The sequence below is a fragment of the Paenibacillus sp. FSL H7-0714 genome (assembly GCF_038003765.1).
In the GTDB taxonomy this organism is placed as follows: Bacteria; Bacillota; Bacilli; order Paenibacillales; family Paenibacillaceae; genus Paenibacillus_AQ.
Map to the genome: position 1 here is coordinate 5,063,638 of NZ_JBBOPT010000001.1, position 16,267 is coordinate 5,079,904.

The window sequence follows — 16,267 nt, forward strand, 5'->3', positions numbered from 1 at the left end:
ATATTCCCTCCTAGATGTCATCCATATTATTGTCAGTTAGCGGTAACAACCACTGAAGTTTAACCTGCAATCCTCCGAGTGATGATGGTGCGATTGTCAATCCTGCATCCTCACCAAAACGCAGCCGCATTCTCTGATGCACATTCCAAAGCCCGCAGCCCATTTCTTCATCCATCGCTTTGCCTAGCTTATTTTCCAATACGATAATTTCCTCCGGGGTCATGCCTTTTCCGTCATCCTCAACCGTTAATGTCATAACTCTTCCGTTGCATGTGCCCGTAATTCGCACCAGCCCCTCTTTAGAGACAGGCTCAATCCCATGGATAACCGCATTCTCGACCAAAGGCTGAAGAACCAACGGAGGAAGATCTCTTTTCCGCATTTGCGGCGGGATAAGAACTTCATATTGAAGTCTGCTCATCCTCATTTTTTGGATCTCCAGATAGTGAGTCACAAATTCCGTTTCTTCAGATAAAGCAACAAGATCGCGTTCTTGGCGGGTCGTATATCTGTAATACCGGGATAAATTATGCGACATACCGACGACAGCACCCATATTATCGAGCTTCGCCATACTCGTAATAAATGAGAAGCAATTATAGAAGAAATGCGGATTGATCTGGGATTGAAGCTGCTTTAATCTAGCTTCTCGGACATGGATCTTTTCCATTAACACATTCTCAATCAGCTTCTGAATCTGTTCCACCATGCTATTAAACCTTCCGGACAGGAAGCTGAACTCATTCTTACCTTTGATCTCCACCCGCGCAGAGTAGTCTCCTTGCTTCAACCTCTGGAAGCCTCCAACCAATAATCGAACGGGCACCTGCACCTGAACATACAGTAGATAGGCTACGAGACAGCTCATTAATAACAATGCACCAATAGCAAAATAAAATAAGCGGTTGGAGGTTTGGATCGGATGCAGTATTTCTGACAGCGGCATATAGTCGATCAAATACCAGCCCATTTTATCCGAATAGACTATGTTTACACTGTAGGACTCACCATTAATGTTCACTGTACGATTTTCACTTTGCTTCAGCTGCTCTTGCTCCAGCCTTTTTACCAATTCATTAGCTAGCAGCTTGTCAGCACTACGGTTAAAGATAAGTCCAGTACCCTGTTTATAATAAAAAGGATCTCTCCTGCCATCACTTTTGAATTTATCCAGCATATCTTCAATGTTTCGGCTGTCAAACTCCACTTTCATAATCGTATTGACCTTTTCAGGAGTGAACTCTGACATGAAGGGGGTAAAAGAAAACCAAGAGAACACAAAATGGTCGCCATCTTGCTCAACGATCTTTTCTACATGCCAGCCTGACTTAACTTCCCGCTTCAAATCCTCATCCGAATACGGTATAGCATCATTCTCTGACACCATTCGGTGGATGGACGGTGAATAGAGGTACAACTTACTCTTCCAGTTGGAGGAGCTTTCCTGAATACTGATTTTGGTCTGAATCCGCTTAATCAGGTTAATCGCATCCAGGTTCAAATGTGTTCCCTTCAAATAAGTATCCTTCAAGCTCAAAATATCAGGATCATGAATGAGCAGGATCGGCCAGGAGGACAACAGCTCCATATTGCTCTCTACTTGATTCTGAAAAAAACTGAGCTGATTGCTGTTCGAAGTATTTAACTCCGTACGTAGCACATCCGTGGTCGTCTTATTGGAATAGAAATAGAGGATCGTAATAGGAATCAGCATGATGACCATGATACTTACGATTTTGGTAAATAAATTATATCTATACACTTTCCTTCACACTCCGACTCAAATGTCATAGCCTCTATTGTACAAATAATCTTCATTAACGCATAGATAATTTCTGCCTGCAAAATGAGGTAGACAGGTGATAGCTTGTTCAAGCACTGTTATCGTCTTCTCTATTGTAAAGGCTTAAATTATTGCGCTATATGCTACGTACGAAACATTTCTGCAGTTTTTGCAGTCTAATGTATTGTAGAGACATACAAAAAGGGATGATCCGAAAGCCGCTAGGCATTCCAGTCATCCCTTTATACTTTATTTAGTTCAATCTATACAATCAGTGTCTGTTCAGAGCGTTTGTGCTTTAGATTGTTGACTCGATATGAAAAATAAAGCGGTCCAGATCAACGCGAACCCTATAATTTGCGGTAGGGTGACGAGCTGCTGGAATACGATCCAGTTAATAATTACTCCCGTCATAGGAAAGCTTAGTTCAGCCAATGTAGCAAAGGAAGCTTTGGTAGTGCTTAGTCCTTTGTAATACATCAGCATACTGAGTAGTCCTGGCAGCAGAGCCTGCAGCAACAAATTAATGGCTATGGCAGCAGATGCACCAAATCCACCATTAATCTGCCAAGGAGCACCTTCTAATGTGGTGATAACGAAAAGCAACGGCAGCGCCAATATAAATCTTAGGGAAGTCACGGTCTCATATTTCATAGACCCAAGCAGATAACGTCCCATTACTGTTGAGCCACCCCACAATGCGGCCGCTCCTAAGGCCATCAGACTGCTAACACCGATAAAGTTGTTCACATGTCCGAATGGAATACTCCAGCCAAAGGTCAGCAGATAGGTTCCTACCAGTGCCACAAAAATGAGGATTCCGAAATTTTTAGGCAGACGTTCTTTAAGAATTAAGGCTGCAAGACCGATAGCGAATATTGGCTGAAGCTTTTGCAGCAACAGCACAGCATTTAAATCCCCACTGGAGAGTGCCATCGTAAATAGAATTGTCGCCCCGGCAGAACCTCCCCAGGAAACAATTAGCAAAGCTCCAATCTGGCGAAATCCAATACCTTTTAGCTCCGCCCGGTGACGCCAAAGAACAGGGGAAGCAGCCAAGAAAAGCACCACATGCTCCAAAAGAACAATTTGCGATGAGGTCAAAGATTTTAAGAGGATAATACGAAAGAGCGGATCAACGCCCCATAGTGCTGCACCGAACACAACGAGCCAAAACCCACTGCGTAACGGCGACGTGCTGCTTACCTTATTAGCTGATGATGAAGCTGTTACATTACTCATAATTCCATTCTCCTTGTCGATACAAACCCTCGATAAGAGACCAAAAACCCCCGAATCACCATAAAAGGTCGACTCGGGGGCATTATCAATAAAGACGTACAGGATAGACTCCTAGCGCCTTTATCTTATGATCCTCTCCCATCCGGACTTTACCGTCGGCTCTGGATTCACACCAGATCAGTCACTTCTCTGCAAGCAGAACAAGTGAGTCGCGGGCTCAGTTCGCTTTGAACATTACCGCCGGTTGGGAATTTCACCCTACCCCGAGAATCTTGTATTCCGTTGTTTTTTTCACAATCTCAGAATAAACCTCTTCTTGCCATTCGTCCAGTACTTTATGAAAATATACATAAAATTTTCATGTATCACAGCTTTTCTTACATATTTTTTAGTTATTGTTCTACTGTCTCATCCAAAAAAATCTGTATAATGAAATTATGTTTATTTTTCCATAGTTTAGGAATTTTTCTAAGGAGGCTGTTATGAAAGAATCATTTTGGATGAAGGAGTCATTCTGGACGAAGTTATTGTTCTCCTTTTTTGCTGTCGGAGTCATAGCTTTTTTAGGATTCATAGGTTCGATAATTACCGCGCTTTACGGGGGACTAATGTTTTATACTCCACTTGTGGCGAGTTTATCTGTTGTGATAGCTATTTATGTTGTACTCCTTATTTTTAATGTGTTGTCCCGAAAAACAAGCAATATTATATTGCTATCCATCCTCGGACTTAGTGTGCTCGTAACCGCAGGATATGAGATCAAACAAGCATATATCAACAGCATTGCCACGGTCGATGATCGGGAAGTTAATTTGGTACAATACGAACCTTTTGCTGAGAATACCAAAGCAGTGAATTTGGATAAACCTTCTTCATATCATATCGATAACAACTTACCAAAATTGGATGGCGCAACCGCACTATACCCACTGTATTCAGCTTTCGTGCAATCTGCTTATCCTGCGGCCAGTTATAATCCATATGATTTTCAAACAAGTCAAGTGATTTGCAGTAGCACACCGGAAGCTTACAAAAGACTAATCGAAGGTGAAACTGATATTATCTTTGTCGCTGCTCCTTCTCTTGCCCAACAGAAACATGCGAAGCGAAAAGGCGTCGAGCTGAAGCTCACACCCATCGGCCGCGAGGCTTTCGTATTTTTTGTGAATAAACGAAACGAAGTAACTGGACTTTCCACCGCCCAGCTTAAAGATATCTACGCAGGCAAGATCACCAATTGGAAAGATGTAGGCGGAGCTAATAACCGTATTCGCGCTTTTCAACGCCCAGAGGATAGTGGGAGCCAGACGATGCTGCAAAAGTTTATGGGAGACACTACACTCATGATACCTCCTAAGGAAGACGTGGCGGATATTATGAGCGGAATTATTAAACAAACCTCCAGTTATCGCAATTATAAAAATGCACTTGGGTACAGCTTCTTATTTTACGCCTCAGAAATGAATCAAAGTGGGGAAATTGCACTACTCGCCATCGATGGTGTTAAGCCCGACAAAGAGAGTATTCGCAGTGGACAGTACCCTTTGGCTACAGAATTTTATGCTGTGACTGCTGGAAGTGACAACCCCAATATTCAGCCCTTTCTAGATTGGATGCAATCTGCTCAAGGTCAGGAATTGGTAGAAAAAACGGGTTATACTTCTTTGCAATAAAATGTTGTTTGGGAAAGAGAGCTAACCCAAATGTTTGGGAAAGCTCTCTTTTCGCTTTTTATACCGAAATTTTTCCTTTTTCACTCTAAAAGAGCGCAACTTTTGGAAACTATTGTCGTTTAAGATTTATATAAGCCGAAACTGCATCATAGGAAGAAAAAGTAAGAATTGCTAGAAACCAAGAAACGGGGATGGTAGGGATTGCAGATGAAGAAGTTTGGTTTTTTGGCGTTACTGCTGCTTTTGTTGGTGCTGGTTCATCCAGGAACTGGTTATGCCGGCTCTGCAGAGACACACATCAATCTAGACGGCAATGATCTAAAGATTTCAAAAGAAGCACAAGTTCAAATTGTAAATGGAAGCGTGATGGTTCCACTTCGCCTCGTTACGGAGCAGCTTGGTTATACCGTGAAATGGGATAATGTGACCAAGACTGCAACCATTGAGCAAAAGGGAACGACATTAAAGCTTATCGTGAATAATGCGATGGCAGAGGCTTCGGGGAAACAGGTAAAACTGGACAACCCTCCTTTTCTCAGTGGCAACACGACCCTCGTTCCTTTAAGATTTGTTGGTGAACAGACAGGAACTACTGTCGGTTGGGATAATGTGACCAAAACGGTATACTTAACTTCTCCAGTACCAGAGATTGGCGGAAGCGAACCAGAAATTACAGTTCCAGACACATCTGTAACCGCACCCTCTGATAATGGAGCGAATGGTAACACAACAACTGATGGAAACACCTCGACGGCAGCAGTCACAAATCTTAGCTTCATCGATAACAAGCTCATCATCGCGATGAACGGCAGTGTAACACCAAATGTATTCACAATGACAGATAAAGACCGAATTGTCGTAGATTTACCGAATACCAGCTTTGGCGACAGCTTTCATCAGAACCTTTCTGTCGGAAAAAACCAAAGTGGGCAGTTAACGATTACCGAATATCCTAACGTCTCAACCATTCGTTATTCATTATTCAGTAGTTCTCCCTCTACGATCCGGATTGTGATTGATCTGAACAGCGCGAATAACTACAGTGTAACGAATGCTAACGATGGACTTATTATAGTGGATCTAAATGGGACAAGCACAACGCCTCCTGCAACCACTGTACCTGAAGTACCGGTCACAACGCCTCCACCTTCTACTGGCAACACAGACAAGAAGATAATCGTTATTGATGCAGGACATGGTGGGAAAGATCCTGGCACTGGAAGTAACCGCAAAGAGAAGGATTTCACCTTGCCAACAGCACTAAAAATTGCAGAATTACTAAAGAAAGAGCCAAATATTGAGGTTGTGCTCACTCGAAGTGATGATACATACCCGACCCTGCAGGACAGATCCAACCTCGCCAATAAGGTGAAAGCAGATTTGTTTATCTCTGTTCATGCCAATAGTATCCCAGTGGGCAGTAAGAGCAATCCTAGTGGTACAGAGACCTATTACACACGTAAAGATAGTTTATTATTCGCGCAAACCGTTCATAAATATCTTACTGTTGCTACAGGTCTTCAGGATCGAGGCGTTCGTCAAGCAAATTATCATGTAACAAGAGAAACTAAAATGCCAGCCATTTTATTAGAATGTGGTTACTTAAGTAATACCAAGGACGAAGCATTACTCTTCACGGTAGATGTTCAGAATAGGATAGCCGAAGCAGTAGTTCTAGGGATTAAGGAATATTTAGGTCGATAGAAAAAAGGGGAGCTTCTTAGCCAATTAGCTAAGAAGCTCCCCTTTCTATTTTATTCTTGTTTGTTATTCCAAATACTCATTCGTTCTCTTAGATTAGAAGTGTGTAGCTCTAACTGAATCCCATCTGGATCGAGAAAGTTGACGGTCCAGCCTACTCCCCTTTTAACAGGTTCTCTAATGATTCGTACTTCGTGGGTACGGAGTACCTGTAAAGCCTCCTCGAAATGTTCTTCCGCTATACTAAAGGCAATGTGGTCTATCCCAATTACACTGCCCATTAATTCAGTGTATTCTGGCTTTTCAATGAGGCAAATCCATGCGCTTCCCCATTCCAGATAAGCATCTGTATTCCCTTTGTGTATTAGCTGAAGACCCAAAATACCAGTATAAAAATTCAATGAGCGTGATAAATCACTTACATTAACCGTTACATGATTAAACCCTTGGACCTTCATCTCCGCTCATCCCCTCAGACTTCTCAAACCAGAATAGAGACAATTCTCTTGCGTTTCTCTGAATCCGGATCTTGAGTTACTCGCATCTCTTCATCAAAGATCAGTGTAGGACGTCCTTCCAGATTATACTCAGGCCATGATAGCTCAGATGTCGCTGGGTCTCCTCGATGAGCAAAGGCAATCCATGCCGCATGCATACTTTCAGCCAATTTTTGCATTGCGGGTGTAATTTCCGCACCCAAGCGAGTTACATGAGACAGATTGTTAAAAGCATAGACAATTTCCGCACCATGTACAGCTTTGTTTAACAATGGATGGCCAGGGACCGTCCCATCAAAACGATACATCCACACAGGCGCATAGGCCAATTGATTCTCAGCTAAGGATATAGAGGTTCCCCAGAAATATAGATCCGTTAGAATCTCCGCCTGTCCCTCCCATGTAGAAGAATAGTGGCTGGCAACCTCCGCCAGACTTCCAGTTCCCATCATCTGCTCCAGCGCCTTGAGCGATTCATCAAAGTCTGCACCTGGTGTTTCTCCCCTGAAAAATAAATTCCCCTCATCTCGATTGGTTCCAATCAACAAAGGAATCCCCTGGGCCGATCCTTCTGCCACAGCCTGTGCAGGATCTACAGGAAGTGTATCCCCATCAATGACAGGCTGAAACAACATGCCTATTGAACCACCCGTTAATTTAATGGTCATTCTTGTGGCTGCTTCTATAATTTGTTCCGCTGAGAACGTATTAAGTAGGCTAGTATCTCCATCGGGAGAAATGCCTAGTTCAGTAAGTAATGCTACAGCAATATCTTTTCCTTGCTGATTTGGCAAGGTTTGAGCAGCCCCACTTTGCATGATCGCTCCAGCAAATAATCCCTTTGCAGCAGGCATAGCCAGAAGGGCAGCGATACTCATGCTGCCAGCTGATTCTCCAAATACCGTAACTCGCTGAGGGTCGCCTCCAAAGGCGGCAATATTAAGCTTTACCCATTCCAGCGCGGCAATTTGATCCAGCAAGCCTTGATTAGACGCAAATCCATCACCAAGCGAAGACAGATGCATAAAACCAAACGGTCCCAGTCGATAATTAATCGTCACCAAGATTACATTACCGTTCTTCGCGAAACTAGTGCCATCAAACTGTGGCTGACTTCCAGCACCAGTCACAAATGTACCCCCGTGGATCCAGAACATTACAGGAAATGCCTCGCCTGGGGATGCAGGTGACCATACATTTAAATATAAACAATCTTCAGAATGACGAGGTGTTAAGCCACCGAAACGCGTACCTCTCGTATCCGCTGGCTGATGGCTAACTGGACCAAATTCAGAAGCATCTCTAATTCCGCTCCAAGCTTCTGGTGGCTGCGGCGCACGAAATCGAAGCTCTCCAACTGGTGGAGCGGCAAAAGGGATTCCACGCCAAACGTTCACGCCATCCTCCTCTCGTCCTTGAAGCTTACCGTAAGAGGTTACTGCTATCGGTCCTACCATTACATTTCACCCTTCCACATTATTCCTTATTCTCTTCAATCTGCTTATACAATCCGGACTGGAACCGGAACCATTGAAAAATATGTGTAAATACAACCTTGAGCACCGCGTAACCAGGAACTGCAAGGATAATGCCAAGAACGCCAAACATTTTGCCGGCAAAAATAATCACAAAAATGATCGTGATCGGATGAATCTTCAGTGTCTTGCCCATAATCTGCGGAGAGATAAACTTTCCTTCAATCAGCTGTACAGCCGTCCAAACGATGATCATCTTCAGCAGCATAAATGGCGAAGTGACCATGGCCACAATTAAGGCTGGTGTAATAGCAATTGCCGGACCCAAATAGGGAACAACTGCTGTACATGCAGCAGCAATGGCAAGGACAAGTGAATACTCCAGACCAATAATCAAGTAGCCAATATAGAGCAGCGCACCAATGCAGCAGCTTACTATAATTTGCCCTCTAATATAGGAAGATACCTGGGCGTTCATCTCCGACATTACCATCCGAGTCTGCGGCTGCAGCGCGGTAGGTACAAATTTCAAAATGTAATCTGGCAATCTTTTTCCATCACGAAGCAAGTAGAATAGAATAAACGGTGTCGTCACCACCGCCAGCACAATCTCCGTAACGGCTCCGACGAAGCTTCCTACACCTGTTAGCGCATTATTCAGAAAAGAAGTGCCCCAAGCCGTAATTTTACTGGTGATTTCACTTAGGTTGGTTCCTATACTATCTTGAACTTGACCAAAGAATTCGCTTCCCGTCAGATTCATAAATCGTTCCTGGATCAAGTCACTATACCTTGGAAAATCGTCAATCAAACCAGATAATTGCGTTCGAAGAATCGGAATCACCATCACCAGAATCAATGTAATAATACCCGCAATTAACAGATAAAGAATGATGATTGCATACACACGTTTCATCCTGAATCTTTTTCCCATTAGGTCTACTAACGGATTCAACAAGTAATAAGCGATACCGGATAGTAACAATGGTGCAGCCACCGTATGCAGCAATACAGAGATAGGCGTAAAAATAAACGGTATCTTTGAGAACACCAGGATAGTTACCCCAGTTAACAATAAAATAAGTAAGGTTACCACAAATTTATTGTTCAGAAAAAACTTCTTAAACTTCCCCGGCCACACCTGCAGCCTCTCCATCGAACCCTCTCCCCCATGCGCCACCTTATATGAAGTGTTATTTTATTCACTTTTTAATAGCATAGTCAACGTTAGGGGCGCAAGTCAAATTTGATATCTGCAATTCTGCCCGCCTCCACAAAACCAATGGATTGATATACTTTGTTAGAATCCGGTTTTTTGGCATCTGCTACGCCATGAATTCTGCAATCGTAGTACTGTATTCTTCAGTCGCAAGCATCATATATGTATGAAAAGTTTCTTCATGTAATACACAAAAAGATTCCGCAAACAACTGCGCCGTTTCTGCATGATCATCCATTGTAAACCTCTTAAACATGTCTATTCCCCCTAGATCTTCCTTTCATTCAATCATAATCCTCTACTAAACAAAAAGAAACGAAGTTGCTTTCCTGAAAAGACAAAAAAATACCGCCAGCGCATTGACGGTACTTCAATCATTTCTACTTTGATTTCACTTAGCTGCGAAGCTTCGATCAGTTAACAGCTATTTTTTCTTCTTCCCTTTAGCTCCCTTGTCATTTGCAGCCATCAGCTGACCATCATATGTATACAGCAGATGATCTTCAAGTCTCTCGCCCTGTAAATGCTTCCGTACTAGCGATTTCGCTGATTTAGGTGTGATCTCCTTGTACCACACACCTTCAGGGTATGCGATCACGACGCAGGAATCTGAACATCTACCATTACAACGGGTTACCGTCGTATGTATAAGACTCTGTGCACCTTGCTTTTCAATCTCATCTTCTATCGCTTCAGCTACCTCTTCACCTTTATGTTTCTTGCAGCTGCTACCATTACATATCAACAAGTGACTTACGGTTCCTTGTAAATTCCAAGTTGTCATGAAATCCCCATTCCTTTCATGCCTAAAATATTCCGTTAGCGGATTATTCTAAACACTATCATAAGAGCCATTATAGTCAATAGAAAGAAAGACTGGTATACTATAACTGAGAATGATTATCATTGAAAAGGGGAGCGATTTCTACCATGCCCATCCAATCCGGCGGGATGCCACATCATTCCCATCCTTTTTATATGCCTGTTAAGATTAGTAGCCTAACAAGTCTTTCCCACTACGCAACCGATAACATCCCAGCTACGAATTCCTGTATTATGTTTGTCTGGGAAGGTAAAGGTCAGCTTGAGATAGATGGCGAACTTCATAGCCTCGAATCCGGAATCATCATGACCTTTGCTGCAACTTCAAAATTGAAGCTAAAGACTGAGCAACAGTTACAGGGGATGTGGATAGAGTACACCAGTATGCCCAACCATAGGCAAGAGCAAAATTTTCTAAATGGCAGCCCAGCCTTACACCACGCCTCCACACAATTGATCGCACTATCTGGTGAGCTTTACAGTGCTTGGATAGAACCCGATGATCGGAAACCGTTTAAGGTCCAGCAATTATTCACTCAATTCATCGTGGATCTTCATCATGAACTGGCTGCTAAAAAGGAGACGTCAGGAAGCTGGATTGAAAATGTGTTTGAATACATAGAAGCTCATTACAACGAAGATATTACTCGGGAGCAGATGGCTACGTTAGCTGGGGTAAGCCCTGAACACTTCTCACGTACCTTTCGTAAAATTATGGGTCAAACTTTCAGCGCTTATATTACACTGTTAAGAATCCGCAGAGCACAGCAGCGAATCCTCACCAGTTCCCCAAATCTAACAACGCTGGCGCATGAGGTTGGTTATGAAGAAGGAACTTATCTGAGCCGTAAATTCAAGCAGCTTGTGGGTCTTTCACCTACAGCCTATCAGAATAAGAACAAAAAAATTGTTGCTTTAAACTACAATCACACAGCTATCCTACGGGTACTGGAAATTATGCCTCAACTCGGTGTTTATTCGGATTGGCATCGGAGCTTAGAGCAAGTGCCAGCCTCCAAACAACTTACGATGAACGAAGGTAACTCTTCCCTTCTATTTGATTCGATAGCTTTAGCAGAACCAGATATCATTATCAGCTACAATATTCCTGAGAATAAGATTCTGACTCCAGTTGCTCCGGTCATTGAATTACCCTTTATGCAAATGAGCTGGCGAGAGCAATTTGGTTTGATCGCTGATGTAGTCAACCGGCGACAGCGAGCAGAAGAATGGTTAGGTCATTACGATGGGCTCTGCCATGCTGCCAATAAGAAACTGAACCATTCGATAGGATCGGAAAGAGGGACAGCTATCGTTTGGGAGCTTAGTTCCCGAGCAGCTTATTGTTTCAGTAGCAGTTACGGTAGGGGGTGTCAGATTTTGTACGGAGATCTTGGATTCAAGCCACCATCTATCATTATGGAGAACGGAATAATGGATTCAGGGTATCTAGTGTCTTCTATTGAGGAAATCGGAACCTATCCTGCAGACTATATTATTATCACTAGCATCCCATCATCTTCTGAGGGAAGAAAACGCCTCTCTCGCCTTCTGCGTTCTCGTGATTGGAAGCAGTTAGATGCAGTCCGTAACAATCGGGTATACATCCTGAACCAGGGTGACATGTTCTATGGATTTGATCCGCTGTCTTCTCAAGCACAGCTTAAAGAATTGCTGCGTGTGATGACATCATAAATATGCACAAACGAAGATCATATTCGTCCATAGTAAATAACCAGAGAAGATTGTAAAGTTCTTATTGAGAATGATAATCAATTACCATAGGAGGAACAACAAATTGCATAATCTACAAAAGAATACTTCGAAACAGAATCATTGGCTTCTATTTCCCTTCATGCTGACGTTAATTCTAGTCCTATCAGCTTGTGGAAATTCCAATACTACGGTGGAGAATACAGGTGGTACCAGTAACACCAGTAATACAACAGCAGCAACACAAGCACCAACCGAAACTAGTCAAGAAGCAGAAAGTGCTGAAACCCCTGCTGTCAAGACAGTAAATACCGTAAAAGGTGATGTTGAAATCCCTGTTCATCCTAAACGAATTGTCGCTGAGGAATACTTGGGAAGTCTAATAGCTCTTGATACCATTCCTATCGGAGCTCCAGGCTTGACCTTAGAGAATATGTATTATAAGGAGGCTCTTACCGGTGTTACAGACACAGGAGCGTACGGTAAAATGTCACCTGAAAAAATCATCGCACTAAATCCTGACTTGATTATTTCGGGACAAGCAGAAAGCTATGAAACGCTTAGCAAAATTGCTCCTACCATCATTGTGCCTTACGGGGATTTAAAAGATGCTCATGCAGAATTAACCTATTTCGGAGAACTCCTTGGAAAGGAACAAGAAGCAAAGAATTGGCTTGCAGATTATGACAAACGGATAGCCGAAGCTAAAGCAAAAGTGGACAAGGTCCTCCCGGCGGATGCAACCTTCTCCATCATGGAAGACGGTGGAAAATCTATCTGGGTCTATGGCGATAACTTTGGCCGAGGCGGACAGCCCATCTATCAAGCGCTTGGTCGCAAGCCGCCTACAGAAGTAGCAGCGGAGATTATGGAGAAGCAATGGGCGGAAATATCTAAAGAAGCGTTAACTAAGTATGCCGGAGATTATATTATCTTAACCTCAAATAACCTTACAGAAGCTGATTACAAGGCTGATTCATTTTGGGGCAACCTTCCTGCAGTCAAAAATGGACACCTCTATGTTTGGAAAGAAGAACGTTCCTGGTATTATGACCCTATCGCGGTATTAACCCAGACCGAAGAGCTGGCCGATTGGCTAATAAATAATAAATAATGCATGAGGAAAAGGGATGTCCGAAGCCATAGCGGCTAAGCGGACATCCCTTTATTGTTGTACAAAATTCCTACTAAGATAACTTATAAGCATCTAAATGCGTTTTATCTGTGAGTGTTTTTATCTCACGCTTCAAATTTAACTTATTGTAGGGACTTCAACAACGTGACTATCTCATCCAGCTGCTTGTCCAGCGCATAAGCATCAGAGAGATAATAAGTTTTGAGATCGTAAGTGAACACATGACCCGCCTTAACAGCAGGTAGACTTTGCCAGAAGACACTGTCCAGAATGTCCAGCTTGTCCTGCTCCACACCACGGCTGAAGCCTTGGAATATATAATCAGCTTCTCCTAGATACTCGGGCAGCGTTTCGAGAGAAAGGGAAGCCCAGCCTTCCTTAAAGGCTACCTCTTCGACAAGATCAGGTGCATGCAGCCCCAATCCGTTGTATATAATCTCTCCACCACGCCCATATGACGAACCGTATAGATACAGCTCTTTACCGGCAATTTCAAAGATTGCCACCTTTTTGTCAGCTGCGATCAGATCGGCCAATTCCGCTTTCTTCGCTTCCAGCTTCTGATTGAAATCCGCCACCCATTTTACAGCCTGCTGCTCCTTGTTCAAGATTTTCCCGATCTCGATCAATCGTTCCTTATAGTCGTATTTGCCCCAAGGAATAAAGACAGTCGGAGCAATCTTGGAGATTTGCTCATAGGTATCTTCCTGATAAGTGATAATCAAATCCGGTTCCAGGCTCGTTATTTTCTCCAGGGACACCGTCATGTCATCACCCACTACTTCTACACCTGTAAGCGCCTCTTTGAAATATGGATGATTCAAGATGTCATTCCCAGCTACGGCAATGGGCGTCACCCCCAGCGTCAGAAGATCACCGATAAAGTCTTGTACCGGAATTACAATTCTTTGTGGATTGCGTGGGATCTGCACCGGACCTTTGTCGCTTTCGTATGTCCAGTACTCTGCATCAGCAGCCGGCTCCGTGCTGGCAACTACAGAATCATTAGTGCTTTTAGCCACTTCAGCAGACGTGCTAGCTGGAGCATTCCCCTGATTAGCAGCTTGTCCGCATGCGCTCAACATTAGCACCAGCGTAAGTACAACGGCTATCATACTTGTTTTTCCTAACGATATTACTCTGTACAATGTAAATCCCCCTTGAGACTTTATATTATTGTGATATTGATAATCAATATCATTTAGATCCATGTTTAATATAACGTCTCCGTGGGAAAACATATATACACGCTAATACATCAATTTGGCTATGGACGATTGTCAGCTTAACTTATAGCCGATTAACAAATCTGTCTGTATCTCCAACTGACGTTCGAGTGCAAGCCCTTCGCTGCCCCAAAATTCCTCAAGCTTGAGGTAATATATGCGTTCATTCCTGAATGCTGGAAGATTGCGCCAAACCACACTCTTGCTAATGCGTTTACGTGTTCTCGACATCCAGTCCTCTCGTCCTGATACAACCACAAACATATGGTCAGCCGCGTATATTGGCAATTCCGACAGTGAGATGCATAGATGATCATTCCGCTCCAGAACATCTGACCTTACCTTGTCCGGCGGAGCTAACCCTAGCATTGGATACAGATTGTACACACCTCGGGCTGTATGATTCCAGATATAAATACTGTTATCTTGCCTAATCTCATACACCGCTACCGTTTCACCAGATTCAATTAGTGAGGACAAGCGCTGCTTGGCCAAATCTATTTTCAAATGATAGTGTCTTATCCATGCTTCTGCCCTCTCCTCTTCTCCCAGCAGTCTGCCGAATAAACGAATCTGTTCTAAGCGGTCCATTTCATCACATTCCACCGTAACTAGTGGACCCAACTTTTCCATCCATTTAAGCTGACGGGGGCTCAGATAGGTCGGTGCAATGACTATATCAGCTTCCAGTCCAGACAAGTCCGCTTCCGCCGAACATCCCTGCAACTCAAACGATCGTACATCCGCCAGTTCCGGCTGTAAAAGCAATGAGTAGTTCATCACATCTTTTTCAACCGCGACAGGCTTCACTCCCAGCGCAAGTAAATCCCCGAAAAATTGCAACGCTACTATCCGCTTCGGTTTGGGACGCAAACGGAAATCTGTTGGAGTCATCCCGGTGACTTGCTTGAATTTCCGGCTCAGATATAGTCCATCTGAATAGCCTACTTTTTGAGAAATTTGCTGGATTGTTGCTTGGCTGGACATCAAATATTTTTTCGCTTTATTCACTCTTAAATGAGCTACATATTCGGTGAAGCTCCACCCCGTCTGCTTGCGGAACCATACTGAGAAATAGCGAGGATTAAATCCCATCATTCTAGACATCATCTCTCGCGTAATCTCCTTTTGGATGTTCTGGTGAATATAAGAGAGCATTCTGAAATATGAACTATCCGTAATGTCTGCTTCAGCGTCAGCCTCTACGACCAGTTGATGCAGCTGATACAGCAAGGATTGAATTCTATCTGCCTGTGCTTCTAAATTATTGGCAGCAACATCTTCCAATTCGCTGAATAAGCGGGTTATTTTATTCGTCGTACGTACTGGTAAAATCCCATTGACCGGAAAAAATTCACGGCAAAGTCCATAAACCAATTCTTGCTCAGTGCTAGTGCTTAGCCCATATACCTCATAGGAGATTGCTAGAACAGAGATAACGGTCTCTAATGGAGCATTAATATGATAAATCGTACCTGCACTTAAAAAAAGAATTTCACCTATTTTAAGAGCTACTATCTCTCCTTCAATGGTTATTAGAACGGTAGCTTCTTTTGGTGTCAGGAAGAGTGGGGACTGGGCCATCTGGAGATTACTGATGTGACCACCGCCGCACTGGCGTTTCCCAGCCTCTTTTAACATATAAATTCTGTGTACCAGGTTATTATTAGATAGCTTCATTCCTGCTCCCTTCCAGATCATCAGGCTATTAAACCTTGAAATATAAAGAAGGCGCATAAGGCTTCTCTCCGCTCGAAATGGATAAGAAGCCCTATACGCAC

At 43.3% G+C, this 16,267-nt stretch carries 13 protein-coding genes and 1 riboswitch; of the genes, 4 read left to right on the top strand and 9 right to left on the bottom strand.

Annotation, left to right across the window (positions count from 1 at the left end; all coding sequences use genetic code 11):
- Nucleotides 1-10 precede the first annotated feature (10 nt).
- Both NST34_RS22690 and NST34_RS22695 read right to left on the bottom strand, forming a co-directional pair.
- The gene (locus NST34_RS22690; RefSeq protein WP_076284532.1) at nucleotides 11-1,762 is read right to left on the bottom strand and encodes a sensor histidine kinase; all 1,752 of its coding nucleotides are present in this window, start codon (nucleotides 1,760-1,762) and stop codon (nucleotides 11-13) included.
- Nucleotides 1,763-2,065: 303 nt separating this feature from the next.
- Entirely contained in the window at nucleotides 2,066-3,025 is a 960-nt protein-coding gene (locus NST34_RS22695) for a DMT family transporter (RefSeq protein ID WP_076284531.1), read from the bottom strand.
- 126 nt (nucleotides 3,026-3,151) lie between these two features.
- A riboswitch (FMN riboswitch) is annotated at nucleotides 3,152-3,300 on the bottom strand.
- 207 nt (nucleotides 3,301-3,507) lie between these two features.
- On the opposite strand from NST34_RS22695, the gene NST34_RS22700 reads away from it, so the two are divergent.
- Together NST34_RS22700 and NST34_RS22705 are read left to right on the top strand one after the other, a co-directional pair.
- Nucleotides 3,508-4,698, top strand: a complete 1,191-nt coding sequence (locus NST34_RS22700; protein WP_341128810.1) for a PstS family phosphate ABC transporter substrate-binding protein — start codon at nucleotides 3,508-3,510, stop codon at nucleotides 4,696-4,698.
- A 207-nt stretch (nucleotides 4,699-4,905) separates the two neighbouring features.
- Nucleotides 4,906-6,402, top strand: coding sequence for an N-acetylmuramoyl-L-alanine amidase family protein (locus tag NST34_RS22705; protein WP_341060308.1), 1,497 nt, complete (start codon nucleotides 4,906-4,908; stop codon nucleotides 6,400-6,402).
- 50 nt (nucleotides 6,403-6,452) lie between these two features.
- On the opposite strand, the gene NST34_RS22710 is transcribed toward NST34_RS22705, so the two are convergent.
- The 5 genes from NST34_RS22710 to NST34_RS22730 form a co-directional block, all read right to left on the bottom strand.
- Nucleotides 6,453-6,857 carry a VOC family protein gene (locus tag NST34_RS22710; RefSeq protein WP_341128811.1) on the bottom strand — a complete coding sequence of 135 codons (405 nt, stop codon included), beginning with the start codon at nucleotides 6,855-6,857 and terminating at the stop codon, nucleotides 6,453-6,455.
- A 23-nt stretch (nucleotides 6,858-6,880) separates the two neighbouring features.
- Nucleotides 6,881-8,353: a carboxylesterase/lipase family protein gene (locus NST34_RS22715; protein WP_341128812.1), complete on the bottom strand. Its 1,473-nt coding sequence runs from the start codon at nucleotides 8,351-8,353 to the stop codon at nucleotides 6,881-6,883.
- Nucleotides 8,354-8,372: 19 nt separating this feature from the next.
- A complete protein-coding gene (locus NST34_RS22720) occupies nucleotides 8,373-9,527 on the bottom strand; it encodes an AI-2E family transporter (protein ID WP_042190319.1) in 1,155 nt (384 codons plus the stop codon).
- A gap of 169 nt (nucleotides 9,528-9,696) precedes the next feature.
- Nucleotides 9,697-9,846, bottom strand: a complete 150-nt coding sequence (locus tag NST34_RS22725) for a hypothetical protein (RefSeq protein ID WP_179085765.1) — start codon at nucleotides 9,844-9,846, stop codon at nucleotides 9,697-9,699.
- A gap of 168 nt (nucleotides 9,847-10,014) precedes the next feature.
- Nucleotides 10,015-10,374, bottom strand: a complete 360-nt coding sequence (locus NST34_RS22730) for a (2Fe-2S) ferredoxin domain-containing protein (RefSeq protein ID WP_042190321.1) — start codon at nucleotides 10,372-10,374, stop codon at nucleotides 10,015-10,017.
- 146 nt (nucleotides 10,375-10,520) lie between these two features.
- Between NST34_RS22730 and NST34_RS22735 the strand changes: the two genes are divergently transcribed.
- On the top strand, nucleotides 10,521-12,107 hold the full coding sequence (locus NST34_RS22735) for an AraC family transcriptional regulator (protein WP_341128813.1): 1,587 nt from the start codon (nucleotides 10,521-10,523) through the stop codon (nucleotides 12,105-12,107).
- A gap of 103 nt (nucleotides 12,108-12,210) precedes the next feature.
- Entirely contained in the window at nucleotides 12,211-13,239 is a 1,029-nt protein-coding gene (locus tag NST34_RS22740; RefSeq protein ID WP_256716301.1) for an ABC transporter substrate-binding protein, read from the top strand.
- Nucleotides 13,240-13,382: 143 nt separating this feature from the next.
- Here NST34_RS22740 and NST34_RS22745 read toward each other — a convergent pair whose 3' ends face one another.
- Both NST34_RS22745 and NST34_RS22750 read right to left on the bottom strand, forming a co-directional pair.
- Nucleotides 13,383-14,408, bottom strand: a complete 1,026-nt coding sequence (locus tag NST34_RS22745) for an iron-hydroxamate ABC transporter substrate-binding protein (RefSeq protein ID WP_256716300.1) — start codon at nucleotides 14,406-14,408, stop codon at nucleotides 13,383-13,385.
- A gap of 132 nt (nucleotides 14,409-14,540) precedes the next feature.
- Nucleotides 14,541-16,166, bottom strand: coding sequence for an AraC family transcriptional regulator (locus tag NST34_RS22750; RefSeq protein WP_341128814.1), 1,626 nt, complete (start codon nucleotides 16,164-16,166; stop codon nucleotides 14,541-14,543).
- Between the last annotated feature and the right edge of the window lie 101 nt (nucleotides 16,167-16,267).

Coding starts and splice junctions, on each gene's coding strand:
- NST34_RS22730 (WP_042190321.1), bottom strand. CDS start 10,374: ATGACAACTTGGAATTTACAAGGAACCGTAAGTCACTTGTTGATATGT.
- NST34_RS22735 (WP_341128813.1), top strand. CDS start 10,521: ATGCCCATCCAATCCGGCGGGATGCCACATCATTCCCATCCTTTTTAT.
- NST34_RS22715 (WP_341128812.1), bottom strand. CDS start 8,353: ATGGTAGGACCGATAGCAGTAACCTCTTACGGTAAGCTTCAAGGACGA.
- NST34_RS22705 (WP_341060308.1), top strand. CDS start 4,906: ATGAAGAAGTTTGGTTTTTTGGCGTTACTGCTGCTTTTGTTGGTGCTG.
- NST34_RS22720 (WP_042190319.1), bottom strand. CDS start 9,527: ATGGAGAGGCTGCAGGTGTGGCCGGGGAAGTTTAAGAAGTTTTTTCTG.
- NST34_RS22700 (WP_341128810.1), top strand. CDS start 3,508: ATGAAAGAATCATTTTGGATGAAGGAGTCATTCTGGACGAAGTTATTG.
- NST34_RS22725 (WP_179085765.1), bottom strand. CDS start 9,846: ATGTTTAAGAGGTTTACAATGGATGATCATGCAGAAACGGCGCAGTTG.
- NST34_RS22710 (WP_341128811.1), bottom strand. CDS start 6,857: ATGAAGGTCCAAGGGTTTAATCATGTAACGGTTAATGTAAGTGATTTA.
- NST34_RS22695 (WP_076284531.1), bottom strand. CDS start 3,025: ATGAGTAATGTAACAGCTTCATCATCAGCTAATAAGGTAAGCAGCACG.
- NST34_RS22750 (WP_341128814.1), bottom strand. CDS start 16,166: ATGAAGCTATCTAATAATAACCTGGTACACAGAATTTATATGTTAAAA.